Source organism: Mesorhizobium sp. WSM4832, from assembly GCF_055811115.1.
Map to the genome: position 1 here is coordinate 34,866 of NZ_JBVVQH010000032.1, position 25,670 is coordinate 60,535.

Here is a 25,670-nt window from a genome sequence, read left to right on the forward strand (position 1 = left end):
CCTCAGCCGGATGTCTTCGTAGCCCACGCCTTCAGCGCTTCGTCAAAAACCTTCTCACCGGGGATGCCCTTTTCCATGGTGAGCAGCGCGCGGCGTCCGGTCTTGTAGACCACCGGCACGTCGATCCAGTCCTGGCCTCTGAGCAGCGTCAGGTTGGTGTCCTCGTCGGCCTTGGTGTCGTTGAGCGCGACGAGGAAGAAGCCGTCGGCGATCTTGGCCGGGATGCCGATCAGCGGACTGCCGGCGTCCTGCTCGGAGCCCTTCATGGCGATGCGCAGGATGTTGTCGACGCCGCCGCCGTCGAACCCTTCAGGCGTCAGGAAGATCATCTCGATGATGTGGCTGGCCGGCAAGGTCTGGTCGGTGTTGCGCCGGATCGTCATGCGCAGCTGGACATTCTTGCCGGGGATCGTCGCCTCGGCGCGGATCGCCGGCTCCGGCGGCAGGTCGCCGCCCGGCGATTCCTGCACCAGCGACCAGACGATGTTGCCGGGTTCGGCCGTGCCCTGCTGGGTGCTGGTGCGCTCCTCATAGAAGATCGCCTTCTGCCCGACCGGCACGGTCGCCTCAGCCGTCGCCGCCGCGGGCGGTGTCGTGCCCGCCGCTGGCGGCGTTGCCGCCGGCGCGGGCGGCGTGGCGCCAGCCGCGGGCGGCGTTGCCGCATCAGCCGCTGGCGGCGTGGTTCCGGCCGCCGGCGGCGCCGGATTGGTCGCGTCGGTCGCCGGCGCCGCCGGCGTTGCTCCCGCGGCAGGCGTCTCAGGCGTTTGCGTGGCGGGAGCAGGCGGAGTGCCAGTCGTTGCGGGCGCCGCTGCCGGCGCAACCGGCGGCCGCGAGGTCAGCGCCGCGACGGATTCGCCTTCGCCGATAGTGGCCTGCCCGGCGGCGGGGCCGGGATCGATCTCCTTGCCCTCTTGGGTCAGGCGCTGCGTGAACTTGGCCGTGTCGGCAGGCTCGCTGGTGCCGGCGGAGGGCGGCGCCGCCGCCGTCTCGGTCGCCGGCTTGGCCGGAGCGGGCTTGACCAGCGGCTCCGTCGAGACCGTCTTGCTGCTGCCGCCAAGGCCGAAGAGCGAGCCGAACGCATTCTTGTTGAGCCATATGCCGTAGCCGCCGCCGGCCAGCACCAGCAGCGCGATAACGGCGGCGATCAGGCCGCCATAGCTTCGCTTGCGCCGCTGCGGCTGGTGCCGCAGGCGCCGGAAGGTATCGGCCGCCGGCTGCTCGTCATTAGCGAACACGTCGCTGCCGTCGTCGGCATCAGCTTCATCCGCGAGGCCGACATCGTCTTCGCGCGGCGATGGCATCGGCGGTTGCGGCGCCTTCTGCCAGGCTGGCTCCGCTGTTGGCGCAGCCTGCCAACTTGGCTCTGTCCTTGCCGTGCTTTGCCAGGCTGGCTCAGCCTTCGCAGGGTTTTGCGGCGCGGGTCCTGTCTTCGGCGTGCTTTGCCAGCTCGGTTCCGTCCTGGCGGGCGCCGGGGCTGGTCTGAACGGTTCGGATTTGAACGGATCCGGCTTGGCAGGCTCTGGCGCCGCCGGCTGGCGGGCATGGTTCGGCTGGTTCTTGTTGCGGTCGATGGAGGAGAAAATATGCTCCAGTTCCGCCAGCGGATCCTCGGCCGGAACGCGTTTGACATATTCGCGCTCGACGCTGGAAATGGCATCTTCCAGCGAGCGCTTCTGCTTGCTGACGACATCGGGCGCAAGCGGCGGGGAATAGTCGGCGAGCTTCTTGGCCAGCACCACGCGGGCACCGTCGTATATCTGCTTGCGCAGCTCGAACGAAGGTTCGCCCTTCTTATCGAGCTGCTTTTTCAGAACACTAACGAAATCTGCCATGCGTCAGGTAACCTGCATTCTTTTCCCGCCCGCCGCAAATCAGCCGTAGCGCTGGGAAGGGCTGTGAAACTAGTCTTGAAACGGGTCGGTCACAAGTATTGTGTCGTCCCGTTCGGGGCTGGTGGAGAGCAGTGCCACCGGGGCGCCGATCAGCTCTTCGATATGGCGGACATATTTGACGGCTTGCGCCGGCAAATCGTTCCAGCTTCTGGCGCCGGCCGTGGTTCCCTTCCAGCCTTCGAGCGTCTCGTAGATGGGCTCGACCCGCGCTTGCGCGCCCTGGCTGGCCGGCAGGTAATCGATCGTCTCGCCGTCGAGCCTGTAGCCCGTGCAGACCTTGATCTCGTCCAGCCCGTCGAGCACATCGAGCTTGGTGAGGGCGATGCCCTTGATGCCGTTGACGGCGACGGCCTGGCGCACCAGCACGGCATCGAACCAGCCGCAGCGGCGCTTGCGGCCGGTGACGACGCCGAATTCGTGGCCGCGCGTGCCGAGGAACTCGCCGATCTCGTTCTTCTGTTCGGTCGGGAACGGCCCCTCGCCGACGCGCGTCGTATAGGCCTTGGTGATGCCGAGCACATAGCCGATGACACCGGGGCCGACGCCCGAACCGGCGGCCGCCTGCCCGGCCACGGTGTTGGACGAGGTGACGAAGGGATAGGTGCCGTGGTCGATGTCGAGCAGCGTGCCCTGCGCGCCCTCGAACAGGATGCGCTCGCCGGCGCGGCGCTTGTCGTCGAGCACTTTCCAGACACGGTCCATGTAAGGCAGGATTTCGGCGGCCACCGAGGTCAGTTCCTGCATGATCGCCTCATGCGTCGCTTCCGCATGGCCGAGCCCGCGGCGTAGCGCATTGTGGTGCGTCAGCAGCCGGTCGACCTTCAAGGGGAGCGTTTCCAGATCCGCCAAATCCATCACCCGCACCGCGCGCCGGCCCACCTTGTCCTCATAGGCGGGGCCGATGCCGCGGCGTGTCGTGCCAATCTTGGTTCCGGAATTCGAGGCGGCGTCTTCGCGGTACCCGTCCAGCTCCCGGTGCAGCGACAGGATAAGCGCGGTGTTTTCGGCTATTTTCAGGCGTTCCGGCGTGACCTTAACGCCCTGTTCCTTGAGCTTCTTGACTTCGGCGACGAAGGCATGCGGATCGAACACCACGCCATTGCCGATGATCGAAAGCTTGCCTTCCCGCACCACGCCGGAGGGCAGCAGCGACAGCTTGTAGACCTTGCCGTCGACGACCAGCGTATGGCCGGCATTGTGACCGCCCTGGAAGCGCACGACCACATCGGCCCGTTCCGACAGCCAGTCGACGATCTTGCCTTTGCCTTCGTCGCCCCATTGCGAGCCGACGACCACCACATTGGCCATGTTCTTTTCCCTTGAAATGCCGCGTGGGCGGCCTGAAACGACAGGCCTCTATAGCGTCAAGCGCCGGCGCGCGCGACCCTTTCTTTGCCGCTGAAATCCGAACAATCCGCAACGAACGTCATCCTGTCCAGGCACAACAAAAACCGGCTTTCGCATCATTTACTTGCCGCCGCTGCCGCACTACCCCGGCTTCGATCGTTGAACGCATTGCGCCGCGCCGGATTTTGCCGATGCATCGAGCCGCCTATCTTCTGCTTCTGTCGACCATGCTGCTATGGGGTGGCAATTCGGTGGCGGGCAAGCTTGCCGTCGGCCATGTCTCGCCGATGACGCTGGTGTTCCTGCGCTGGGTGATGGCGGTGCTGATCCTGCTGCCTGTCGGCTGGCGGCCGCTGCGCGAGGACTGGCCGCAGCTGCGCAGGCACTGGCGGCTGGTCGCGGCTCTCGGCGCCTGCGGCTTCACGTTCTTCAACGTCATTTTCTACACGGCGCTCAACTACACGACCGCCATCAACGTCTCGATCGAGCAGGCCGCCATCCCGATCGTCATCATCCTTGCCAATTTCGTGTTCTTCCGGCTGCGCGTGCAGGCCTTGCAGATCGTCGGTGTCGCGCTCACCATCGTCGGCGTCGCGCTGACCGCGAGCCATGGCGACCTTCATCAGCTGCTGAAACTCAACCTCAATTTCGGCGACGCCATCATGCTCGTCGCGGTGCTTTGCTACAGCCTTTATTCGGTCGGGCTGCGCCTGAAACCCGCCATTCGCTGGCAAAGCCTCATGCTGGCCTTGTCGATCTCGGCGCTTCTGACCTCCGTGCCCTTCTTCATCTGGGAAGTCATGGCCGGCCGCGTCATCATGCCCGACGCAAGTGGATGGGCGATTGCGCTCTACACGGCACTTGGCGCCTCCGTCGTGTCGCAAATCTTCTACATCAAGGGCAACGAGCTGATCGGCGCCAATCGCGCCGGCTTGTTCATCAACCTGGTGCCGATCTTCGGCACGTTGCTTTCGGTGCTGATCGTCGGCGAGCAGTTTGAGCCCTACCAGGCGCTCGCGCTCGCGCTGGTGCTCGGTGGCATCGCGCTCGCCGAATACAGCGGCAGCAGAGAAGCGCTGCAGATGCGGTGAACCCTCGATGGAATAGACCAAGCAGCAACCAACTATGCCGAGCCCATTAAGCATATCGATATTCGATACTTCGAAGCTCGTGGGACTGATTGACTTTCTCGACTTTCAACGACCAGATGCCGAGGTCGAGCTATTTTGGAGCAATTCCAGGAAAGTGTGACACGGTTGGGCCCGGCTAGTTCGCACTAAGCCTTTCCGCCCGGAATTGCGTCAGACGCAGAGGTAGGGCGGTTCACGGTGAATCGCTCCGGTTCGGATGGAGGGACCATGAATTTCCGGATGTTTTTGGCGCTGATCGCAGCCCTTTTGGGCCTCACGGCCTTTTGCGTATCGGCTTCGGCGGCCAGCGTCGCCCACACCACGACGTCGCTGAATGTCCGCAGCGGCCCGGGCGCGCACTATGCCAGGATCGCAACCCTGCCGGCCGGTCAAAGGGTTGAGCTCTTCCATTGCGAGGACAGCTGGTGCTCGATTCGCGCGGCCGGTATCCATGGCTGGGCGAGCGCTGGCTACCTAGAGCGGTCCCACATCGTGCGGCCCGTGATCGTGCAGCCGCGTATTGTCATTCGCCCGCCGCATTACCGTCCGCACAGGCCGCATTGGCCGCCGCATAAGCCGCACCGGCCGCGCCCTCCCAAGCCTCACAAGCCGCAATGCAAGATCGCGCCCGGCTTCCCCTGCAAGTGAAGTTGGACAAGATCTGAATCTATCGAAACGCCCCGCCTGCACCGGCAAGCGGGGCGTTTTTCACTAATGCATGTCGCCCAGAAGTGTGCAGCGGTTCTGGGACAACGACATGCATCAAAACAAAGACTTAAAGCGTGTCGCCTGAATCCTTTTCAGCGCGACACGCTTTAGGGCAATGGCCGTTCATGCGCCGCCGACGTCGAAATGCAGCGGCTTGGCCGAGTCGATCGACGCATGCGCCCGCACCTGCTCCAGCACCTTTTCCGGGAAGGGCGCGTCGAGGTAAAGCAGTGCGATCGCGTCGCCGCCCGGACGGTTGCGGCCGAGCTGGAAGTTGGCGATGTTGACGCCGTTCTCGCCGCAGACGGTGCCGAGCAGGCCGATGATGCCGGGCGCGTCGGCATTGGTGGTGTAGAGCATGTGCTGGCCAACCTCGGCGTCGAGGTTGATGCCCTTGATCTGGATGAAGCGCGGCTTGTGGTCGGAAAAGCACGTGCCGGCGATCGAGCGCTCCATGTGCTCAGTCTTGACGGTGAGCTTGATATAGCCGTCGAAGACGCCCGACTTGTCGCGCTTGACCTCGGCGACGATGATGCCGCGCTCCTTCACCATGATCGGCGCCGACACCATGTTGACGTCGGAGACCTGCGGCCGGATCAGGCCGGCAAGGGCGGCGCTGATCAGCGCGCGCGTGTTCATCGTCGCGGTCGAGCCGTCGAACAGGATCTCGACTTCCTTGATCGGATCCTCGGTGACCTGGCCGACAAAGGCGCCGAGCACCTCGGCGAGCTTGACGAAGGGCTTCAGCCGCGGCGCCTCTTCGGCGGTGATCGACGGCATGTTGATGGCGTTGGAAACCGCGCCTTTGATCAGATAGTCGCTCATCTGCTCGGCGACCTGCAGCGCGACATTCTCCTGCGCTTCCGCGGTCGAGGCGCCGAGATGGGGTGTGGCCACGACATTCTCCATGCCGAACAGGGCGTTCTGCTCGGCAGGTTCGACCTCGAACACGTCGATGCCGGCGCCCGCCACCTTGCCGCTCTTCAGCGCCGCGATCAGATCGGCCTCGACGATCAGCCCGCCGCGCGCGCAGTTGATGATGCGCACGCTGTCCTTCATCTTGGCGATCGCGGCGGCATCGATGATGTTGCGTGTCTTGTCGGTCAGCGGCGTGTGCAGTGTGATGAAGTCGGCGCGGGCGAAGAGTTCGTCGAGCTCGACCTTCTGGACGCCGAGCTCCTCGGCGCGGCTGTCCGACAGGAACGGGTCGAAGGCAATCACATGCATCTTCAGCCCGACGCCGCGCGTGGCGACGATCGAGCCGATATTGCCGCAGCCGATCACACCCAGCGTCTTGCTGGTGATCTCGACACCCATGAAGCGGTTCTTTTCCCATTTGCCGGCATGGGTCGAGGCATTGGCTTCCGGGATCTGCCGCGCCAGCGCGAAGATCATCGCCACCGCATGCTCGGCCGTGGTGATCGAATTGCCGAAGGGCGTGTTCATCACGATGATGCCCCTGCGGCTGGCAGCCGGGATATCGACATTGTCGACGCCGATGCCAGCGCGGCCGACGACCTTGAGCCTGGTTGCCGCATTGATCAGCTTCTCGGTGACCTTGGTCGCCGAGCGGATGGCGAGGCCGTCATATTGGCCGATGACTTCGAGCAGCTTTTCCTTGTCCTTGCCGAGATCGGGCAAGTAGTCGACATCGATGCCGCGATCCTTGAAGATCTGCACGGCGGTGGTGGAAAGTTTATCCGAAACGAGAACGCGGGGCGCCATAACGGCCTCCTTGACGTGAAAATGGATGTGTCGGGAAATGGCGGCCCGCGGGCCGCCATGAAAACTCAGGCCGCGGCCTTGAGCGACGCCTTCTGCGTGGCGAAGGCCCAGTCGAGCCAGGGCAGCAACGCCTCGAGATCGGCGGTCTCGACAGTGGCGCCGCACCAGATGCGCAGGCCGGGTGGCGCGTCGCGATAGGAACCGATGTCGTAGGCGACGCCTTCCTTGTCGAGCGAAGACACGATCCCCTTGGCGAAGGCCGCCTGCCCGTCGGCATCGAGCGCCGCCACGTCAGGATCGGTGAAAGCGAGACAGACCGACGTGTTCGAGCGCGTCGCCGGCTCGACGGCGAGATGGCCGAGCCAAGCCGACTTGTCCACGAACCGGTCGAGCACCGCGGCATTGGCGTCCGCGCGGGCAATGAGCGCCTCGAGCCCACCGATCGACTTCGCCCAGTTGAGCGCGTCGAGATAATCCTCGACGCACAGCATCGACGGCGTGTTGATGGTCTCGCCCTTGAAGATGCCCTCGATCAGCTTGCCGCCCGAGGTCAGGCGGAAAATCTTCGGCAATGGCCAGGCCGGCTTGTAGGTCTCCAGCCGCTCGACCGCGCGGGGCGACAGGATCAGCATGCCGTGCGCGCCCTCGCCGCCCAGCACTTTCTGCCAGGAGAAGGTGACGACATCGAGTTTTTCGAAATCGAGCCGCTGGGCGAAGGCCGCCGAGGTAGCGTCGCAGATGGTCAAGCCCTTGCGGCTCGTGGGGATGAAATCGCCGTTCGGCACGCGCACGCCGGACGTCGTGCCGTTCCAGGTAAAGACGACATCGCGGTCGAAATCGACCTGCGTCAGGTCGGGCAGCTTGCCGTAGCCGGCCTCGAACTTGCGCATATCGGCGAGCTTGAGCTGTTTGGCGACATCCGTCACCCAGCCCGAGCCAAAACTTTCCCAAGCGACCATGTCGACGCCGCGCTCGCCGAGCAGCGACCACAGCGCCATCTCGACCGCGCCGGTGTCCGACGCCGGCACGATGCCGATGCGATAATCGGCTGGAACGCGGAGAACCTCCCGCGTCAGCTCGATTGCCTGCTCGAGCTTGCTCTTGCCGATCTTGGCGCGATGGGAGCGCCCGAGCGCAGCCTTCGACAGCGCCTCGACCGACCAGCCGGGGCGTTTTGCGCAGGGACCTGAAGAAAAATTGGGGTTTGCCGGACGGAGTCCGGGCTTGGTAGGTGTCGTCATCGTGGTCTATCCTTCCAGATAGTGGCCCCTCGTTGGGGAGGGGTGGCCCACGGACGGCGATATGCGCTCACGCTTTCGGCGTCAAGAGCAAAATTTTTGTCGCTAGCAGGATACTCGCCTTAGAGCGCGGTAAAAAACGGAAATGGCGCATCTCGCGATCCGCCATCGGCATCGGGCTGCCGGCTTCGCCCTACCAGAGATCGTAGCGAAGGCCGAGTTTGACCTGGTGATTGCTGATGCCTTTGTGGATAGGGAAGGAATTCAGGCTTGCGGCCGTGACATATTCGGCATCAGGCGCTGAGAAATATTGATAACCAAGATCGATCAAAACATTCTTTGAAACCTGGTAGGCAAGGCCCGCGTTCAATGTGTATGCCAAAGAGTATTTTGTTTTGCTGCTGCGAAGGGAGAAGTCATCGCTGTCGTCCCCGTTTTCGGTGAAATAATTCGCCGAAAGACTGTATCTACTTTGAACGACACCAATACCGGCGCCAACATAGGGCGTGACGCCGACATATGTGCCAAGGTCGACATAGCCGTTCAATATGCCTGAGATGGCATGGTTCTTGAGGCTTCCAGCTCCCACGGTCGCCGTTGCCGGCCCTACCACGACGTCTGAATCATCATAGCTAAAGCTGGCTTTGTTTCCGGGCAGATAGCCGAGGTTGAGATCGGCGCGGAGATAATCGTTGAAATGATATCCGAAGCCGATGCTCGCGAAATATGCATCCTCGCTCTCGCTAAAGCTTTCGTCGGCGATCGTCGCCGGGAAGGTGAAATCCCCGTTTTTGAAGCTCTTCTGAGCCAGATAGGAGACATCGCCGCGCAGGTACCAGCCCGAACCGACCTCGACCGGCTGATAGTCCGGCGCCTGGTCGGCATAGACCGGCGGATCGTAGTCGGCAGCGAGCGCCGGCGTCATCGGCAACAGGATGGCTGCGGCAAGCGCCGACGCGATACGCGATCTGGATATCATGGTCCCCGGCTCCCGAAATTGGCGCCAACCGCAAACGCGAGCGCCGTTCAAGGAGCCATTGTTAACCATAGTGGTTAAGTGGCGGTTAAGGATAACAGCCCGTTACCGATTTGATTTCGATCGGATTTTACCCTCGATGCATAAACGAAAAACCGCCCGGCTGATGCCGGGCGGTTGACGAATTTCAGGATAACTGGAAGCGATTACTTGGTGTAGATCGGTTCCGGTTCGGGCTGGTAGGCGACCACCGGTGCGGCGCAGCCATTGTTGCCGCTGAACTGGTAGCGCAGGCCGCCGCGTACCTCGTGGGTGTTGATGCCGCCGTCAAAGCCTGGCCCGGAGCTGGTCGAATCGAACTCGAACATGCGCCCGCCCTGGATGTGCGTGAAGCGGTAGCCTGCATCGAGGATCACCCTGTCGGTCAGGCAGTAGGAAGCACCCGCCATGAGAGCGTAGGCGAAGCGCCAGTTGGATGACCCCGGATTGGTCTCGGTTGTGTTCGGATCGTGGACCGTGTCCCACTTGATGTGTGCGCCGCCTATACCGGCGCCGACATAGGGCGTGATGCCTTGCCAGGTACCGATATCGACATAGGCGTTGGCGAGCAACAGCAGGGCGCTCATCCTGGATACTTCGGTTGATGTCGTGGTGAGGTCCGAGGTCTGGCCGTTGAAGTCGGACTTGAACCAGTAGTCGGCAGTCAGATCGGTACGGAAGTACTCGTTGACCTTGTAGCCGACACCGGCGCCGAGCGAGAAGCCGCCCTTCAGCTTGCCGAAATCGAAATCGTTGGTGCCGGGCGGTGGTCCGTATGTAATGTAGTCGATGCCACGCAAAGTCGACTTGTGATAGTCGATGTCGCCGCGGATGTACCAGCCGCCGACATCGACAGGCTGCGCTTCGACCACCGGCGGCGGCGCCTCCTCGACCGGTGGTGGTTCCGCGAAATCCGCGGCGAGAGCCGGTCCGGCTATCCCCGCGAACAGCGCGGCAAGCAATGCCATTCTTGCTGTCTTGAACATTCTGTCACCCCTAAGAAGCCTCGGGACGACACCGCCCGAAGTGATTGACCTCGGGTTTGGATAATGAATTGCAAAGGTTAAAAGCCGTTTAACCGTATCGATTAACCACGAATCGATGCAATTTTAACTAGAAACCAGGTGTGCGGGCCCTCGTCGGAGTGCAAACAAAAAGCCCGCCGGATGGCGGGCTCGTAAGCTGCAGGCCGGCGTAGCGGCGACCTCAGGCGGCGCTGCGGTTTTCCTGGAGAATGCCGACGATGTCGTTGACGACCGCCTCGACCAGTTGCGGATCGTCGCCTTCGGCCATGACGCGGATGAGCGGCTCGGTGCCCGAGGGCCGGATGACGAGGCGGCCGGACTTGCCGAGCCGGTTGCGCCCTTCCTCGATCGCCGCCTTGACCGGCGCTTCCTCCAGCGGCTTGCCGCCGGAGATGCGGACATTCTTCAGCAGCTGCGGCACCGGCTCGAACTTCTTCGACAGCTCGCTGACCGGGCGGTTCTGCCGCTTGATGCAAGCCAGCACCTGCAGCGCCGAGACCAGCCCGTCGCCGGTGGTCGAGAAATCGGAAAGAACGATGTGGCCGGACTGTTCGCCGCCGACGTTCAAGCCATGCGCCCGCATATGCTCGACGACATAGCGGTCGCCGACCTTGGTACGGTGCAGCTGCAATTTCATGTCGCCGAGGAAGCGCTCCAGCCCGAGATTGGACATCACGGTGGAGACGACGCCGCCGCCGGCCAGCCGTCCGCTCTGGTGCCAGGATTCGGCGATCAGCGCCATGATCTGGTCGCCATCGACGATCGCTCCGTTCTCGTCGACGATGACGACGCGGTCGGCGTCGCCGTCGAGTGCGATGCCGATGTCGGCGCGCACCTCGTGCACCTTCTTCTGCAGGCCGGCCGGATGGGTCGAGCCGCACTCCTTGTTGATGTTGAAGCCGTTCGGCTCGACATTGATCGCCACCACCTCGGCGCCGAGTTCCCACAACGCCTCGGGCGCCACCTTGTAGGACGCGCCGTTCGCGCAATCGACGACGATCCTCAGGCCCGAAAGCGACATCGAGCGCGGCAGTGTGCGCTTGGCGAATTCGATATAGCGGTCATGCACGCCATCGACGCGCTTGGCGCGGCCGAGCCCGTCGGAATCGGCGAGCGCCAGCTCGATGTCCTTGTCGAGCATGCCCTCGATGCGCTCCTCGATCTCGTCGGAGAGCTTGTAGCCGTCAGGCCCGAACAGCTTGATGCCGTTGTCGTAGTAAGGATTGTGCGAGGCCGAGATCATCACGCCGATGTCGGCGCGCAGCGAGCGCACCAGCATGGCGACGGCCGGTGTCGGTATCGGGCCGAGCAGGAAGACGTCCATGCCGGCGGCGCACAGGCCCGCCACCATCGCGTTCTCGATCATGTAGCCGGAAAGCCGCGTGTCCTTGCCGAGCACGACGCGGTGACGATGATTGCCGCGCTGGAACGACAGCCCGGCGGCCATGCCGACGCGCATGGCGATCTCGGCCGTCATCGGAAATTTGTTGGCGCGCCCGCGGATACCGTCGGTGCCGAAATACTGACCTGTCATGTTCCTTACAGTCCCCGTCGGTTTTCAGCCGCCCGTATTGCCACAATTGGGCCGCATCCGATCATCAAATTTCGTAATTGTATATTACCAATCCTTAGAAAATCATTGTCGCGGACGGTGCAGGTGATTCGACAGCCTACTACCACCTTTGATTTAGCGCCGCTACACCTGCCAGCGCGATGCTTTTCGGCCGCGTATCCGCCGGAAAAGCTTGGCTACCGGCGAACCCGCAAGCAATTCATCACCTTATCGGGAGCAACACACTTTGTGACGGCGTCCGTTCCGGTAGCATCTGGCGCAACCGGACATTGAGCGCTATTGATTTTGGCATAGGGACACTTACTGGCGGCAGCAAAGGGAGAAAACGCCATGCTTATTCATAGACTTGCGGCTTTGACGGGGATCGCCGTCGCGACCTTGTTCCTGGCAGCGCCGGCCAACGCGCTGACCATGGCCGAGTGCAGCACCAAGTATAACGCGGCCAAGGATGCAGGAATGCTCGCTGGCCAGACCTGGAACCAGTTCCGCAAGGCCCAGTGCGGCACCGACGCATCGGCCGCGACCGACACTAAGGCCGCGACCGACACCAAGGCGGCGACCGATACGAAGGCTGCCGACACCAAGCCTGCCAAAAAGACAAAGACGGCCGCCACTGCCGATGACGCAGCCAAGGGCCTGAGCTCCAAGGAATGCAGCGCCAAGTACCAGGCTGCAAAATCCGGCGGCACGCTGAACGGCATGAAGTGGAACGACTTCCGCAAGGCCGAGTGCGGTCCTGGCGCAACCGCCGCGGCTGCCACCGCGCCCGCCGCCGACGCCAAGCCCGCCAAGACGACCAAGACCTCGACCGCGGCTGCCGATGGCGGCAAGGGCCTGAGCATGGCCGAATGCAGCACCAAGTACCAGGCTGCCAAGACCGCCAACAAGCTCAACGGCATGAAGTGGAACGACTTCCGCAAGGCCGAGTGCGGCGCCGCCGCCGACGATGACGACACCGTGCCGGCTCCGACGGAAGCGACCTACACCAACGAGCCGGCGAAGCCGTCCGTTGCGGCGCCGAAGGGCGTGAGCTTCCCGAAGGCGATCTCGCCGAAATTCGCCACCGAGACCCCGGCCAAGGGCCGCATGCACACCTGCCTCGAGCAGTACTACGCCAACAAGGAGGCCAACACGCTGAACGGCCTGAAGTGGATCCAGAAGGGCGGCGGCTTCTACAGCCTCTGCAATGCCAAGCTGAAGAGCTGATCGCTTAGCGGCTATCTCCGGAAAAAGGCCCGCGCATCGCAAGATGCGCGGGCTTTTTGTTTGCCGCCTACGAAGCGCGAAGCCGCAACATACCGGATCATAGGAAGCAGGCATATCTTCCGGCGTTGGCGCCGCCCCTCATCTGGCTGCCGCCATCTTCTCCCCGTAAACGGGGAGAAGGACGCTGCCTCGGCGTGTTTCGCCAATCATCAGCGTTGTAGGATGAGCACCGAGGAAGCGGCCAGCCTCTTTCTCCCCGTTCACGGGGAGAAATGCCCGGCAGGGCAATGAGGGGCAGCACCGGCCTTGAAGATGGAGCGCAGGCGACGCGAGCCGAGAGATCGGCTTGGCCGCCTTCGGCGCTCCCAAACAAACAAAAACGCCGCGGTTTGATCCGCGGCGTTCGTTGTAGGTGTTCGCTCGTCCTCAGCTTGACGGCTGCGGCTCCATGCCGCCTTCGGGCTCGGGGCCTTTCTTGCGGCGGCCGCCGGTGCCGGCCTTCGGCACGGCCGAGCCACGGCTGGGCGGAGTGTCGTCGCCAAGGTCGCGGGCGGGCTTCTGCCCCGCGATCAGCTGCTTGATCTCTTCACCGGACAGCGTTTCGTATTCGAGCAGGCCCTGCGCCAGCGCGATCCATTCCTTCTTCTTCTTCGTCAGGATCGACTTCGCTGTCGAATAGGCCTCGTCGATCAGGCGGCGCACTTCGGCGTCGATGATCTGCGCGGTCTCTTCCGAGATGTTCTGCGTGCGCGCCACCGAATGGCCGAGGAAGACCTCTTCCTGGTTGTCGCCATAGGCGACATGGCCGAGCTTGTCGGAAAAGCCCCAGCGCGTGACCATGGCGCGCGCCAGCTTGGTCGCCTGCTCGATGTCGGAGGAGGCGCCCGACGTGATGTTCTCCTTGCCGAACTTGAACTCCTCAGCGACGCGGCCGCCCATCATGATCGCGAGCCGCGAGATCATGTATTTGTAGCTCATCGAATAGCGGTCGCCTTCCGGCAACTGCATGACCATGCCGAGCGCGCGGCCACGCGGGATGATGGTGGCCTTGTGCAACGGATCGGCCGACGGCACGTTAAGCGCCAGTATGGCGTGGCCGGCCTCGTGATAGGCGGTCAGTTCCTTCTCGGCCTGGGTCATGGCCGACGAGCGGCGCTCGGCGCCCATCATGATCTTGTCCTTGGCGTCCTCGAACTCGGCCATGGTGACGAGGCGCTTGTTGCGCCGCGCCGCCATCAGCGCGGATTCGTTGACGAGGTTCATCAGGTCGGCGCCGGAGAAGCCCGGCGTGCCGCGGGCCACGACCTTGAGGTCGACATTGGGCGCCAGCGGTACGTTGCGCACATGCACCTTGAGGATCTTCTCGCGGCCGACGATGTCGGGGTTCGGCACCACCACCTGGCGGTCGAAACGGCCTGGCCTCAGCAGCGCCGGGTCGAGCACGTCGGGCCGGTTGGTGGCGGCGATCAGGATGATGCTCTCGTTGGATTCGAAGCCGTCCATCTCAACCAGCAGCTGGTTCAGCGTCTGCTCGCGCTCGTCGTTGCCGCCGCCGAGGCCGGCGCCGCGATGGCGGCCGACGGCGTCGATTTCATCGATGAAGATGATGCAGGGCGCGTTCTTCTTGGCCTGGTCGAACATGTCGCGGACACGGGATGCGCCGACACCGACAAACATCTCGACGAAGTCGGAACCGGAAATGGTGAAGAACGGCACGTTGGCCTCGCCGGCGACCGAGCGGGCGAGCAGCGTCTTGCCGGTGCCGGGCGGGCCGACCAGAAGCACGCCGCGCGGGATCTTGCCGCCGAGGCGCTGGAACTTCTGCGGATCGCGCAGGAACTCGACGATCTCCTCCAGGTCCTCCTTGGCCTCGTCGACGCCTGCCACGTCCTGGAAGGTGACGCGGCCATGCGCCTCGGTCAGAAGCTTGGCTTTCGACTTGCCGAAGCCCATGGCGCGGCCGGAGCCGGATTGCATCTGGCGCATGAAGAATATCCACACGCCGAGGATCAGGATCATCGGCAGCCACGAGATCAGATAGCCGAACAGCGAATTGGAGCCGTCGCTTTCAGGCTTGGCGGTGATGGTGACGTTCTTGTCCTGCAGCCTGGAGACCAGCGACGGGTCGCCGGGCGAATAGGTCTGGAAACCGTTGGCGTTATCCGTGTAGTTGCCGAAGATCCGGGCGCCGGCGATGGTCACGCTCTTGACGCGCCCGGAGGAGACATCCTGCAGGAACTGCGAATAGGCGATATCCGTCGTTGCACCACGCGTCTGCGGCGTCTGGAAAAGATTGAACAGGGCTATGAGCAGGACCGCTATGATCGCCCAGAGCGCGAGGTTGCGATAATTCGGATTCATCTATTGTCCCGTTGGGGCCCGCGCGCGGACCCACGATGATGGAGAAGCTTGGGCCTAACATAGGGAGAGCGCCCCCCATTGCCAAGCAGAACAGCACGTATCGGTTAAGCTTTCGCCCACCCTGGAGCATGATGCCGAAAAGTGTGAAGCGGTTTTCGGGCGACATCATGCTCCACTTCTTGATTCAGAGGTGGATTCAGATTTCAGGTCGATTCGACCTGAAGTCATCCGACTCTGGGCTGCCATCATGTCCATGGAATGGCGGCGCCGGCAGCGCCGGCGCGCCGACAAGCGCCGCAACCGCAGTGGCGGGCTCGAGGTCGAAGGAAGGCAGGAAGCGCGCGAAAGGGGCTACCGCAGGAACGATCGAGACCGATTGCGGGCCGGCATTGCCGCCAGCAAAATCAAGGCATTCGCCTCCGGCCCACAGCGAGGGCTCCGCTGCAAGTGCAGCGCGTGAAAGGCTTGGTGGAATATCCTCGCTCAACGATGCCCGCCTGGCGGCGGCGGGCCCCAGCGGCGCGATCACCAAGTCGCCCGCCCCGTCTTTCAAAGTGATGCGCCGCCTGTTGTCCCAAAGCCGGTTGTCCACCGGCGGCGCGGCGGCGGGCAGGTCGCGCCTCTCACGGCGAAGGAAAATGCCGGTTCGCCGCGCGTCGATCACCGTCCGCGACAATGTGGCACGAAGCGGCGCGGACCGCAGGCGGGAAAGCAGCGCGGCGCAGCGCGCCTCATCGGCCAGAAACGATACCCCGCCGACAGTGGCCAACAGGATGCGCAGCGCATAGATGGCGGCTTGGCCGTCCTCATGCGCGGCAAAATCGCGGTCGAGGCGGACGAGGCCTGGCACCGGCATGCTGGCAAAGGCGCCGATCAGCAGAGCCGCGCGATGGCCGGAATCCTCGCGTTCACCGGCCGCCCGGGCGGCCCGTGCCAGCGCTTCCGCGATGCGCTGCTCGCCCTCGCCCTGAGCGAGCGCCGCGCGCACGCGCGGCCGCTCGAAGCGGACATCGACATTGGTCGGGTCCTCGATCCAGCCGATGTCGCGCCGCCGCAGCATCTCGCGCAGCGCCGCGCGCCGGATGCCGAGCAGCGGCCGGACGATCCAGGTCCGCCAGTCGTGAAGCGTGGCGGGCGCCATGCCGGCGACACCGCGGCCGTCATTGTCACGTGCCTGCCGCATCAGCACCGTCTCCGCCTGGTCGTCGGCGGTGTGGCCGGTCACGATCAGCTTGATGCCTTCGGCGTCGGCCGCCGCGGCAAGCAGATTGTAGCGCGCCTCGCGCGCGGCGGCCGGCAGCCCGCTGGCGGGCTTGTCGCCGCCCCAGGCAAGAATGCGATGCGCAATGCCGCGCTCGGCGCAAAAGCGCGCGACGAGCCGCGCTTCCGCGGCCGAACCAGGTCGCAACCCGTGATCGACCGTCACAGCGAGCAACCTGGCGGTCGATGCGGTCCGGTCGAGGTGATCTTTGAGAAGAAGGAGCAGGGCGGTCGAGTCGCTGCCGCCGGATACGGCCGCAACGGCGCCGTTCGAGAAGTCCAGGTCGGAAAAAAGGCAGTCTGAAAGGTCAGGTTTGATGTCGGCCGTCAGCACGACGCCAGGGCCTTTTCCTGCTTGATGCGTTCCTTGAGCGTGCCTGAAACATCGGGGTAGCGCTTGCCGATTTCGCTGAAGGTGGCGCAGGCTACGTCGTTCTGCTTCAAGCCGACCAGCGAGACGCCGAGCTTGAGCAGCATGTCGGGCGCCTTCTTGGCCTTCGGATACTCCTTGCTGGCGGCGAGAAAGATTTCGGCCGCGTCGCGGTATTTCTGCTGACCAAGCAGCGACTCGCCCAGCCAGTAATGCGCATCCGCCGCCTTGGCATCCTTGGGGAAGCGGGAAATATGGTCGCGGAAACCCTGCTCGGCGGTCGGATAATCGCCCGACAGGATGAACTGGTAGGAGTTGCGGTAGAGCTCGTCAGGGTCGTTGGTCGACGGCAGGGCGGCGACTTCGGTGCCGCCGGGCTTGCTCTTCTTGGCCGGTGTTTCGGCGGAAGGAGCGTTTGCCGTGGCCGTGGGAGCTTCCGCCGGCGCGCTGGCCTGCGGGCCGGTCTCGGCGTTGACGACATTGCCGTTCTTGTCGACGGTGATGGTGCCGAAATTCTTCGGCGGCGCGCCGGTGATCAGCTTGCCGGGATCGCCGGTCTGCGATTCCACGATGACGTCGCCGACGGTCTTGCCGTCGCCGTTTTGCCCACCGGTGTCGGCTGGCGCCTGCGTCGCCGGGGCTCGGGCGACGCTGTTATCGGTTCCGGCGTCGCCGGTACCGGATTGACCGGGGCCGGCATCGCCGAGATTGGTGTTCCCGTTGTTGCTGTTCCCGCCCGGGGGCGCGGCTTCCGATTTCTTCTGCCCGGCCGGTTTGGCGCCTCCTTGCGTGCCGCCCTCGAGCTGCTGGAAGCGGAACTCATTGTCTTCCTGCTGCTTTCGCATCTGTTCCTGCATCTGCAGGATCTGGAAATTGAGCTCCTCGATCTTGCCGTTCATCTGGCGAAGCTGGTCCTCCAGACCAGTCATGCCGGCGCCGCCTTCCTGCTGCGCGACCTGCGCCTGTTCCGGCTTCTTCTTGTCGCCGAAGATGCCGAGTGTCGGCAGATGGAAGGTGAACCCTCTGTCGGAGGCCTGCCCCGTGTTGTCGGCCGGCGCGGCCAGGCTTGGGAGGCTTGATACGAGCAGCAGCGCAAGCGTGCCGCTCAGGACCGTTCTGAAATGCATTCTGTCTCTCGCGGTGGGTGTTGGCCTGATGCGCCTTTCCAAATCAAAACTGGGGAGGAAGCGCCCTCGCGCTCATAGCAGGACGCGAGACTTCGGCCAAATTTTGTTTCGGTTTGTCGCATATGAAAAAGGCGGCCCTGCGGCCGCCTTTCATTTCCAGCTGTTGTATTTTTGTCGCCGGTGGCGTCGCGCCGAAGCGCCCGCTGCGGCGTCTGGATCTTAGGAACCAGCCCCCGACAGCGTGGTGACGGCGCGGCGGTTCTGCGACCAGCAGGAGATGTCGTCGCAGACCGCGACCGGGCGCTCCTTGCCGTAGGAGATCGTCTTCAGGCGGCCGGCGGAGACGCCCTTGGAGACGAGGAAGTCGCGGGTGGCGGCGGCGCGGCGGGCGCCCAGCGCCAGATTGTACTCACGCGTGCCGCGCTCGTCGGCATGGCCTTCGATGACGATCGCGTACTGCCGGTACTGGTTGAGCCACTGCGCCTGGCGCCCCAGCGTGGTCTGCGCGTCGGCGCGGATCGACGCGGAGTCGGTGTCGAAGAAGATACGGTCGCCGATATTGACGGTGAAATCCTGCGCGGAGCCCGGAGTAGCGGCGCCGGCGCCGTTGAGGCCGAGATCGGCTGCGCTGTTCGGCGTCTTCTTCGACGCGCAACCGGTGATGGCGAGAAGCGCCACCAGCGCGATCATCGCCGGATTTCTCGTAAGTGCTGCGATACGGCCCATTGCCGCCCTCTCCTTCGTATTCGAGTGATTTCGTTGATCACCCAGTAACCACGTTTGGGTTAACCGGCATTCAAGAAACACGGTTAATTATTGGTTTCGAGCCGCCGTCCGCGACTGCTACGCCCCACGCTTTACCAGGGACGACATGCGTGCGGACCCTAGGCGGAAATACGGCCAAAACGCGACCAAGGCATGAAAAGCGGGGAATTTGAGCCCTCTCCGCTTCTTCAATTCCCCAGTTCTTCAGTTCCCCAATTCCTCAATTCCCAACCTTCACTCCAGCAACGGCGACCAGGCCGGATCCGAAGCATAGTTCGCGGTCGGAATCTGCTGTTCGTTGCGGCCGGTGAGATCGACCGAGACAAGCTTCGGTCCGCCGGCGGAGTCGCGGAAGAACATCAGCACGCGACCGTTCGGCGCCCAGGTCGGACCCTCCTGCTGGAAGCCGGAGGACAGGATGCGCTCGCCCGACCCGTCGGTCTTCATGACGCCGATCTGGAACTCGCCGCCGCTCTGCTTGGTGAAGGCGATCAGGTCGCCGCGCGGCGACCAGACAGGCGTCGAATAGACGCCCTCGCCGAAAGAGATGCGGTGCGGATTGGAGCCGTCCGCTCCCATGACGTAGATTTGCGAGCGACCGCTGCCGCCGCCACGGTCGGAAGTGAAGACGATCTGCGAGCCGTCCGGTGAATAGGACGGCGAGGTGTCGATGGCGGTCGAATCGGTGAGCCGCGTCGTCGAGCGGCTTCGCAGATCCATGGCGAAGATGTTGGAGTTGCCGTCGTCGCGCAGCAGGCTCATGATCACCTTCTGGCCATCGGGCGAGAAGCGCGGCGCAAACGTCATGCCGGGGAAATTGCCCACCAACTCGCGCTGGCCGGTCTCGATCTGCAGCAGGTAGACCTTTGGCTGCCCGCTCTCATAGGACATGTAGGTGATTTCCTGCCGGTTCGGCGAGAAACGCGGCGTCAGCACGATGGCGCGGCCGTCGGACAGATAGCGCACATTGGCGCCGTCCTGGTCCATGATGGCGAGCCGCTTCTTGCGCGCGTTCTTGGCGCCGGATTCGTCGACGAAGACGACGCGGGTGTCGAAATAGCCCTTTTCGCCGGTGATCCGCTCATAGATGGCGTCGGCGATGATGTGGGCGACGCGCCTGGTGTTGGCATCGTTGGCGAAGAACTGCTCGCCCGCCATCTGCTGGCCCGCGAACGTATCCCACAGCCGGTACTGGGCGCGGATGCGGCCGTCGGCTTCCTTGCCGACGCTGCCCGTGACCAGCGCCTGCGCATTGATCACCTTCCAGTCGTCGAAGCGCGGCGTGGCGTCCGGGCCTGAGATCTTCTCAATGAAAGCGCTCTTGTCGATCGGCGCGAACAGTCCGGATCGCTTCAGGTCAGCCGTCACGATCTCGGTGATCTGGGCGCCGAGTGCATCACCGGACTGGAAATCCGTGATGGCGATCGGCAGCGGTTCGACATTGCCCTTGTTGACGTTGATCTCGACGAGAGCCCATGCCGGCGCTGCGGCGCCAACCATGGAACCCAACGCCATTGTCGCGACCATCAGGAGCGGCTTGAGGATAAATTTCATGTCTTCTCGCTTCTCTTCACTGAGTGTGCGGAGGGCAGGCCTCAGAGGCCAAGCATTTCCCTCGGATCGAAAGTGACCTTGATCTGCCCCCAGATGTCCTGCTTTCCGGCAGGAACCTGCAGGCCGGCCATGTCGCATTTCTGGATAGCGCGCACCGCGCTTTCGTCGACCTGGCGATTTCCGCTCGATTTCTCGACGACAGGCCGGCCGTCCAGCTTGCCCGAGGCGTCGAGATTGAACGAAATCACGGCTGTCAGGTCATCCGAGGCCTCCATGCCCGCCGGGAAGGTCCAGCAACCCGCAAGCTGATCGCGCAGAGCCCCTTCCTCCGACTTCGACAGCTTCTGGCCCTGGTCCTTCTCGCCGCCGAGCGAGGCCTGCTGGGACGAGCGCTTGGCGCCGCCGCCGGAGGGCTTCTGCTTATCGAGAAGCGCGGAAATCTCATCGGCATTGAACTGCTTGTCATCCGACTTCGGCTTCGAGGAGGCTTCCTTGACGGGCTTTTCAGCGTCCTTGCGTTCCGGCGCCTTGGCGCTCTCGGCCGGAGCGGGCTGCGGCTTCGGCCGCGCCTCCGGCGCAGGGGCCGAATCCGGAAGCTTCGCCTCTTCGGTCGGTTGGTCCTGTGAGATCGCCTCGGCGACGGCGTCCGGCTTGACCTCTTCCTTCTGGATAGCGGCGGTCGTGTCCTTCGGCGGCGCGGGCGTCGGCTCCTTGGCCGGCGTCGGCTTGGGTTCCGTCTGCTTGACCGGCTCGGGCTTGACCTCTTCCTTCGGCGTCGGCGTCGGCGCGACTTCCGTTGCAGGCGTCGGCTTCGGCTTCTCCGGCGGCTTCGGCACGTCCTCGACCGCCGGCTTCTCTTTCGGTGTCGGCGCCGGCGGCGGCGCCGCGGTCTTCTCGACCGGCTTCGGCTTGGCTTCGTCCGTCACCGGCTTGTCAGTGTCGACCGTGTTCTCGCCGACCTTCTGGGCATTGGGCACGATATCGGGACGCTTGGTCGGCAGCGGCGCCGGCTTTTCATGCATCACCGACTTCTTGTCGCCCTGCAGCGTCTGCGGCACGGCTTCCATCGGCACGATGTCGACCGCCACGGACTCCACGTCCGCGGCCGGCATGGCTGGCGGCGACGACAGCGTGAACAGCCCGAAGGCCAACGCCACCGTATGCAAGATCACCGATGAGGTGAGGCCGGTCCGCATTTGGCGTCTACTGATCCTGTTCCTGCAGCGAGACCAGGCCGATATTCTTGTAGCCGGCCGCCGAAATGCGGGCCATGACCTTCATCGCCGTGCCGTAGTCGGTCTGCTTGTCGCCGCGGATGAAGATGCGCTCGTCATAGCCGGTCTTCGAGATGGCCTGCAGCTTGGCCACCAGCTCCTCGATCGGGATTTCGGTTTCCTGCAGATAGATCTGGCCGGTGGAGTTGATCGACACGGTGATCGGCTGCGTGTCGACATTCATCGCCTTGGCCTGCGTGTCCGGCAGGTCGATCGGCACGCCCACGGTCAAAAGCGGCGCCGCGACCATGAAGATGATCAGCAGCACCAGCATCACGTCGACCATCGGCGTGACGTTGATTTCAGATATCAGCGCATGGTGACGGCCACGGCGCCTATGACCGCGCCCGCCTCGCCCCGTGCCACGTGCGCCAGCAGACATCCCCATGATCGTTCCTCAGGCCTTCTGCGCTACTTTTTCATCGATTTGGCGCGAGAGTATGGCGGAGAACTCGTCCGCGAACCCCTCCATGCGCATGCCGAGCTTGTTCGCGTCCGATGACAGCTTGTTGTAGGCGATGACCGCGGGGATGGCCGCGAGCAGACCGATCGCCGTCGCCAGCAGCGCCTCGGCGATACCGGGCGCCACGACCGAGAGGCTGGTGTTCTTCGAGGCCGCGATCGCCTGGAACGACGTCATGATGCCGATGACGGTGCCGAACAGGCCGATGAAGGGGGCGGCCGAGCCGGTGGTGGCGAGGAAGCCGAGGCGACCCTCCAGCTTCTCCATCTCGCGTGTCAGCGCCAGGTCCATCGCCTTATCGATACGGGTCTGCAGCGCCAGCGCCGATTTCGCACCCTTTTCGAAACTCTTCTTCCATTCGCGCATGGCGGCAACGAAGATCGCGCCCATGCCGGTGGTCTTGCGGTCGGACAGCGTGCGGTAAAGGTCCTCGAGCGACTGGCCCGACCAGAAAATCTGCTCGAAGCGGTTGAGCGCCAGCCGCATGCGGCTATAGGCGACAAGCTTGTCGATGATGATCGCCCAGGTCCAGATCGAGGCGCAGAGCAGGCCTATCATGACCAGCTTGACCACCCAGCCGGCCTGCATGAACAGGGCCCAGATCGACAGATGCGCGCCCGGTTCGGCGAGTGCGATGTTTTCCATGACTTAAGTCCTTAAGATTTTCTGGGCATTGCTGGCGGCTGGCCCATGGGCATCCCTTTGGTCCGATCGCGCGAAGCTTGAAGCTTGCGGGACAAGCCCCGAATGCACCGTTCCGCGGCCTTTTCGAGGCAAATATTGGTGAAAGGAAGGCGCACGAATTGCGCCAATCTTCGCCAAATCCTTCATGAACCGTTATGGTTAAGGATGGGTTAGTGTGTAGGGCGCGGCGCATTGCCGCGCTTGGTTGCGCCGGCCGACAGCTGGAGCCGTCTGGTTAACGCCATTGAGATTGTGCCGGCAAGAGGAAGGTTTCAAGCCTTTGCCTTCGGCATGAAGGCGGCAATCCATTCTTTCGGAAACCGCTTCGGCCGGCCGCTTTCGCCGACGATCGCCGCTTCGACCCTGGCCTCGACCAGCACATCGCCGCCACGCTTCAGTTGCTGCCCCATGAAGATGCGCGCGCCGGAAATGTCGTCGGTGCGGGTGTCGATGGTGAGGATGTCGTCCATGCGCGCCGGCGAGCGGAAGTCGATCTCCATGCGCCGCACCACCCAGACGATGCGCTCGCCGTGCTTGCCGTCCAGGAGTTCCGTGTGATGGACCCCGGTGAGCCTCAGGTAATCGGACCGGCCGCGTTCGAGGAACTCGAGATAGCGCGCATGATAGACGACGCCGGAAAAATCAGTGTCGGCATAGTAGACCCTGGCCATCAGCCGGTGGCCGAAATCCGTCAGAGCTCCGGAAAGCCCAGCGCTGAGCTCCGCCGATTCACCATGATCGTCCATCGCGCTTTCCTTTTCTGGCCTGAACGGGCAGGTGTTCGCGCGGGAACGGGATGGCACTGTTGGGCACGATGATCAAGACCCTGGTGGTGGCGCTGCTTGCGCTCGGCGCGCTGGCATTACCAGCCGGGGCGGCGACATTCTCGATGAAGCGCGGGCTCAATCTCGACCAATGGGTCACCTGGCCGGCCGAGGACAAATGGGGCGAGCGCCAGGCGATCCTGCCTTTTCCGGAGTGGCGCAAATTCCTCAAGGAGGACGACCTCAAGGCGCTCAAGGATGCCGGCCTCGACTTCCTGCGCATGCCGGTCGATCCCTCGCCCTTTCTTTCGGACCGGACCACGGCTCTTCGCGACGACCTCTATGCCAGCGTCCTGGACTCGGCGCGCATGATCAATCGCTCCGGCCTCAAGGTGATCGTCGACCTGCATCTGATCCCCGCCGGCGGCAACCGCAAGATCGGCATGAGCGAGGTCATGCACGACCCGGCCGCCCTGGATGCCTATACCGAGCTGGTGCGCAAGATGGCGCGGACGCTGGCAAAGGAAGATCCGGAGCTTATCGCGCTCGAGTTGATGAATGAGCCGCTGGTCGATTGCGACGAGAACGGCACCAATCTCTGGCCCGACCGCCAGAAGCAATTGTTCGCCGCCGCGCGTGCCTCCGCCACCAGGCTCACGCTGATCCTGACCGGCGGCTGCTATTCAAACGCGGAGTCGCTGGCCAGGATCGACCCCGGGGCGATCGCGGACGACAACATCATCTGGACCTTCCACTCCTACGACCCGTTCCTCTTGACGCATCAGGGCGCGAGTTGGGCCGGCGACTTCATCCAATATGTCACCGGCCTGCCCTACCCGCTGACGGCTATTCCGAAGGCGCAATTGGACCTGGCGCTGGACACGATCCGCGACCGGATCAGGGCCGAGGCGCCCTGGGCGCGGCAGAGCGGCCTGCTCGCCTATCTCGACGAGCAGGTGGCGACGATGGACAGTCCCGAAAAGCTGCTCGCCGTCATGGATGCGCCGTTCACGACGGTCGACGCCTGGGCGAAGGCCAACGGCATCAAGCCGCGGGATATCACGCTCGGCGAATTCGGCATGATCCGCAAGGACTATGGCAACGGCTTCGTCATGCCGGCCGGATACCGCGCGGCCTATGTGCGCGACATGATCGCCCGCGCCGAGGCGCATGGCTTTTCGTGGTCGGCGTGGAGCTATGGCGGCGCCTTCGGCATCGTCGATGCGTTCGACGGCGAGAAGGCCGAGCCGGACGTGATGGACGTAATCCGCCACCTTCCGCGTTAGTCACCAGCGATGCTACCAATTCTGCGTTGGCATCGGGGGGATTAGGCTATGCGCTCGCTGCTTTATACGACGGGATCACCTTTCGCGCGCGGCACTCGTGTCGTGCTGGACGAAATCGGCCTCGACTATGAGCGCCGGGAGGAGACGACGACGCCATCTGCCGCGTCTCGCGCCGAATGGACCCCGGCGCTTCAAGTCCCGACGTTACGCGATGGCGATCTGACACTTTGGGAAAGCGGTGTGATCGCCGAGTATCTGCTTGCCACCTATCCGCAGCGTGTCGGGGGAGAGCCGGTTCTGGCGTCGTCGATGTGGCGGGCGAGATCGGAATGGCAGGACCGATTGCTCTTTGCTTCGATCCAGACTTTGGGCACCGCCGCAACGACGATCAGCCAGATGCAATGGTCCGGAGTGACGCATCGCGGCAATTCGCATTTGACGCGCTGCGCCGAGCGCGTTGTCCATTTGATCGGATGGCTGGAGGAGCGGATCGACCGCGACGGCGAGGGATTTTTCGGCAAGGTCGTGTCGGTCCATGACATTTTTCTCACCTGCCACCTTCGCTTCATTGCCAACCGGCCCCTGGACCTCGATACCCGGCTTGACGGGCATCCGAAAATCCGTGCGCTTGTGAACAGGATGGAAGATCGCGCCAGCTTCCGGAACAATCCGGTGCTGTGGTGGGAACCTGGCATCACCGGCTACGAAGCCGACGGCACCCCCATCCGCGCCACCTGACTAGTTCCCCGACACAGGGATTTTTGAAAGGTTGCCGTTTGTCTTGGTGCAAGATTTTCCATTCATTTCCTTGAAATCAGCGCAAACGCCGGGGATTGGTTGAAGCCGCCCCAACGTCGTCATTCTATGGCGGAGCAAGGAGCGAAGCGACGCGGCGCAGACCAT

21 protein-coding genes are annotated in these 25,670 nt (G+C 63.6%); 5 read left to right on the top strand and 16 right to left on the bottom strand.

Going from position 1 to position 25,670, the window contains the following annotated elements; translation table 11 throughout:
* Window positions 1-2: 2 nt before the first annotated feature.
* Together AC0L2L_RS31535 and AC0L2L_RS31540 are read right to left on the bottom strand one after the other, a co-directional pair.
* On the bottom strand, window positions 3-1,832 hold the full coding sequence (locus tag AC0L2L_RS31535) for a hypothetical protein (protein ID WP_473583727.1): 1,830 nt from the start codon (window positions 1,830-1,832) through the stop codon (window positions 3-5).
* A gap of 69 nt (window positions 1,833-1,901) precedes the next feature.
* The gene (locus AC0L2L_RS31540; RefSeq protein ID WP_027166703.1) at window positions 1,902-3,200 is read right to left on the bottom strand and encodes an adenylosuccinate synthase; all 1,299 of its coding nucleotides are present in this window, start codon (window positions 3,198-3,200) and stop codon (window positions 1,902-1,904) included.
* Window positions 3,201-3,430: 230 nt separating this feature from the next.
* Between AC0L2L_RS31540 and AC0L2L_RS31545 the strand changes: the two genes are divergently transcribed.
* A complete protein-coding gene (locus AC0L2L_RS31545; RefSeq protein WP_473583728.1) occupies window positions 3,431-4,330 on the top strand; it encodes a DMT family transporter in 900 nt (299 codons plus the stop codon).
* Between the two features lie 279 nt (window positions 4,331-4,609).
* Window positions 4,610-5,017: an SH3 domain-containing protein gene (locus AC0L2L_RS31550; RefSeq protein ID WP_473583729.1), complete on the top strand. Its 408-nt coding sequence runs from the start codon at window positions 4,610-4,612 to the stop codon at window positions 5,015-5,017.
* Window positions 5,018-5,200: 183 nt separating this feature from the next.
* Here AC0L2L_RS31550 and serA read toward each other — a convergent pair whose 3' ends face one another.
* The 5 genes from serA to glmM form a co-directional block, all read right to left on the bottom strand.
* Complete coding sequence (serA, locus tag AC0L2L_RS31555; RefSeq protein ID WP_473583730.1) at window positions 5,201-6,802, bottom strand: phosphoglycerate dehydrogenase; 1,602 nt, start codon at window positions 6,800-6,802, stop codon at window positions 5,201-5,203.
* A 65-nt stretch (window positions 6,803-6,867) separates the two neighbouring features.
* Entirely contained in the window at window positions 6,868-8,043 is a 1,176-nt protein-coding gene (locus tag AC0L2L_RS31560) for a phosphoserine transaminase (RefSeq protein ID WP_473583731.1), read from the bottom strand.
* Between the two features lie 190 nt (window positions 8,044-8,233).
* Window positions 8,234-9,019: an outer membrane protein gene (locus AC0L2L_RS31565; protein WP_473583732.1), complete on the bottom strand. Its 786-nt coding sequence runs from the start codon at window positions 9,017-9,019 to the stop codon at window positions 8,234-8,236.
* 203 nt (window positions 9,020-9,222) lie between these two features.
* Window positions 9,223-10,041, bottom strand: a complete 819-nt coding sequence (locus AC0L2L_RS31570; protein ID WP_473583733.1) for an outer membrane protein — start codon at window positions 10,039-10,041, stop codon at window positions 9,223-9,225.
* 220 nt (window positions 10,042-10,261) lie between these two features.
* Window positions 10,262-11,614: a phosphoglucosamine mutase gene (glmM, locus tag AC0L2L_RS31575; protein WP_027166709.1), complete on the bottom strand. Its 1,353-nt coding sequence runs from the start codon at window positions 11,612-11,614 to the stop codon at window positions 10,262-10,264.
* Between the two features lie 369 nt (window positions 11,615-11,983).
* Between glmM and AC0L2L_RS31580 the strand changes: the two genes are divergently transcribed.
* Entirely contained in the window at window positions 11,984-12,859 is an 876-nt protein-coding gene (locus tag AC0L2L_RS31580; protein ID WP_473583734.1) for a hypothetical protein, read from the top strand.
* Between the two features lie 426 nt (window positions 12,860-13,285).
* Here the strand turns inward: AC0L2L_RS31580 and ftsH are convergent, their stop codons facing one another.
* The 9 genes from ftsH to ybgC all read right to left on the bottom strand — a co-directional run bounded on the left by ftsH (window position 13,286) and on the right by ybgC (window position 23,463).
* Entirely contained in the window at window positions 13,286-15,220 is a 1,935-nt protein-coding gene (gene ftsH, locus AC0L2L_RS31585; RefSeq protein WP_473583735.1) for an ATP-dependent zinc metalloprotease FtsH, read from the bottom strand.
* Between the two features lie 196 nt (window positions 15,221-15,416).
* Window positions 15,417-16,814, bottom strand: coding sequence for a tRNA lysidine(34) synthetase TilS (gene tilS / locus AC0L2L_RS31590; RefSeq protein WP_473583736.1), 1,398 nt, complete (start codon window positions 16,812-16,814; stop codon window positions 15,417-15,419).
* A complete protein-coding gene (gene ybgF / locus AC0L2L_RS31595; protein WP_473583737.1) occupies window positions 16,808-17,977 on the bottom strand; it encodes a tol-pal system protein YbgF in 1,170 nt (389 codons plus the stop codon). Before ybgF ends, tilS begins: the two co-directional genes overlap by 7 nt.
* A gap of 219 nt (window positions 17,978-18,196) precedes the next feature.
* Entirely contained in the window at window positions 18,197-18,703 is a 507-nt protein-coding gene (gene pal, locus AC0L2L_RS31600; RefSeq protein WP_027166714.1) for a peptidoglycan-associated lipoprotein Pal, read from the bottom strand.
* 273 nt (window positions 18,704-18,976) lie between these two features.
* Window positions 18,977-20,269, bottom strand: coding sequence for a Tol-Pal system beta propeller repeat protein TolB (gene tolB, locus AC0L2L_RS31605; protein ID WP_473583745.1), 1,293 nt, complete (start codon window positions 20,267-20,269; stop codon window positions 18,977-18,979).
* A gap of 68 nt (window positions 20,270-20,337) precedes the next feature.
* Window positions 20,338-21,492 carry an energy transducer TonB family protein gene (locus AC0L2L_RS31610; protein WP_473583738.1) on the bottom strand — a complete coding sequence of 385 codons (1,155 nt, stop codon included), beginning with the start codon at window positions 21,490-21,492 and terminating at the stop codon, window positions 20,338-20,340.
* Between the two features lie 7 nt (window positions 21,493-21,499).
* Window positions 21,500-21,958, bottom strand: coding sequence for a protein TolR (gene tolR / locus AC0L2L_RS31615; protein WP_473583739.1), 459 nt, complete (start codon window positions 21,956-21,958; stop codon window positions 21,500-21,502).
* A gap of 9 nt (window positions 21,959-21,967) precedes the next feature.
* Entirely contained in the window at window positions 21,968-22,678 is a 711-nt protein-coding gene (gene tolQ, locus AC0L2L_RS31620; protein ID WP_027166718.1) for a protein TolQ, read from the bottom strand.
* Between the two features lie 311 nt (window positions 22,679-22,989).
* Window positions 22,990-23,463 carry a tol-pal system-associated acyl-CoA thioesterase gene (gene ybgC, locus AC0L2L_RS31625; RefSeq protein WP_473583740.1) on the bottom strand — a complete coding sequence of 158 codons (474 nt, stop codon included), beginning with the start codon at window positions 23,461-23,463 and terminating at the stop codon, window positions 22,990-22,992.
* Window positions 23,464-23,513: 50 nt separating this feature from the next.
* On the opposite strand from ybgC, the gene AC0L2L_RS31630 reads away from it, so the two are divergent.
* Both AC0L2L_RS31630 and AC0L2L_RS31635 read left to right on the top strand, forming a co-directional pair.
* Window positions 23,514-24,767, top strand: a complete 1,254-nt coding sequence (locus AC0L2L_RS31630) for a glycoside hydrolase family 5 protein (RefSeq protein WP_473583741.1) — start codon at window positions 23,514-23,516, stop codon at window positions 24,765-24,767.
* A gap of 48 nt (window positions 24,768-24,815) precedes the next feature.
* A complete protein-coding gene (locus tag AC0L2L_RS31635) occupies window positions 24,816-25,505 on the top strand; it encodes a glutathione S-transferase family protein (RefSeq protein WP_473583742.1) in 690 nt (229 codons plus the stop codon).
* Window positions 25,506-25,670 lie beyond the last annotated feature (165 nt).

Coding starts and splice junctions, on each gene's coding strand:
- AC0L2L_RS31545 (WP_473583728.1), top strand. CDS start 3,431: ATGCATCGAGCCGCCTATCTTCTGCTTCTGTCGACCATGCTGCTATGG.
- AC0L2L_RS31535 (WP_473583727.1), bottom strand. CDS start 1,832: ATGGCAGATTTCGTTAGTGTTCTGAAAAAGCAGCTCGATAAGAAGGGC.
- tolQ (WP_027166718.1), bottom strand. CDS start 22,678: ATGGAAAACATCGCACTCGCCGAACCGGGCGCGCATCTGTCGATCTGG.
- AC0L2L_RS31635 (WP_473583742.1), top strand. CDS start 24,816: ATGCGCTCGCTGCTTTATACGACGGGATCACCTTTCGCGCGCGGCACT.
- pal (WP_027166714.1), bottom strand. CDS start 18,703: ATGGGCCGTATCGCAGCACTTACGAGAAATCCGGCGATGATCGCGCTG.
- glmM (WP_027166709.1), bottom strand. CDS start 11,614: ATGACAGGTCAGTATTTCGGCACCGACGGTATCCGCGGGCGCGCCAAC.
- ftsH (WP_473583735.1), bottom strand. CDS start 15,220: ATGAATCCGAATTATCGCAACCTCGCGCTCTGGGCGATCATAGCGGTC.
- serA (WP_473583730.1), bottom strand. CDS start 6,802: ATGGCGCCCCGCGTTCTCGTTTCGGATAAACTTTCCACCACCGCCGTG.
- ybgF (WP_473583737.1), bottom strand. CDS start 17,977: ATGCATTTCAGAACGGTCCTGAGCGGCACGCTTGCGCTGCTGCTCGTA.
- tolR (WP_473583739.1), bottom strand. CDS start 21,958: ATGGGGATGTCTGCTGGCGCACGTGGCACGGGGCGAGGCGGGCGCGGT.
- AC0L2L_RS31610 (WP_473583738.1), bottom strand. CDS start 21,492: ATGCGGACCGGCCTCACCTCATCGGTGATCTTGCATACGGTGGCGTTG.
- AC0L2L_RS31580 (WP_473583734.1), top strand. CDS start 11,984: ATGCTTATTCATAGACTTGCGGCTTTGACGGGGATCGCCGTCGCGACC.
- AC0L2L_RS31540 (WP_027166703.1), bottom strand. CDS start 3,200: ATGGCCAATGTGGTGGTCGTCGGCTCGCAATGGGGCGACGAAGGCAAA.
- ybgC (WP_473583740.1), bottom strand. CDS start 23,463: ATGGACGATCATGGTGAATCGGCGGAGCTCAGCGCTGGGCTTTCCGGA.
- AC0L2L_RS31565 (WP_473583732.1), bottom strand. CDS start 9,019: ATGATATCCAGATCGCGTATCGCGTCGGCGCTTGCCGCAGCCATCCTG.
- AC0L2L_RS31570 (WP_473583733.1), bottom strand. CDS start 10,041: ATGTTCAAGACAGCAAGAATGGCATTGCTTGCCGCGCTGTTCGCGGGG.
- AC0L2L_RS31560 (WP_473583731.1), bottom strand. CDS start 8,043: ATGACGACACCTACCAAGCCCGGACTCCGTCCGGCAAACCCCAATTTT.
- tolB (WP_473583745.1), bottom strand. CDS start 20,269: ATGGTCGCGACAATGGCGTTGGGTTCCATGGTTGGCGCCGCAGCGCCG.
- AC0L2L_RS31630 (WP_473583741.1), top strand. CDS start 23,514: ATGGCACTGTTGGGCACGATGATCAAGACCCTGGTGGTGGCGCTGCTT.
- AC0L2L_RS31550 (WP_473583729.1), top strand. CDS start 4,610: ATGTTTTTGGCGCTGATCGCAGCCCTTTTGGGCCTCACGGCCTTTTGC.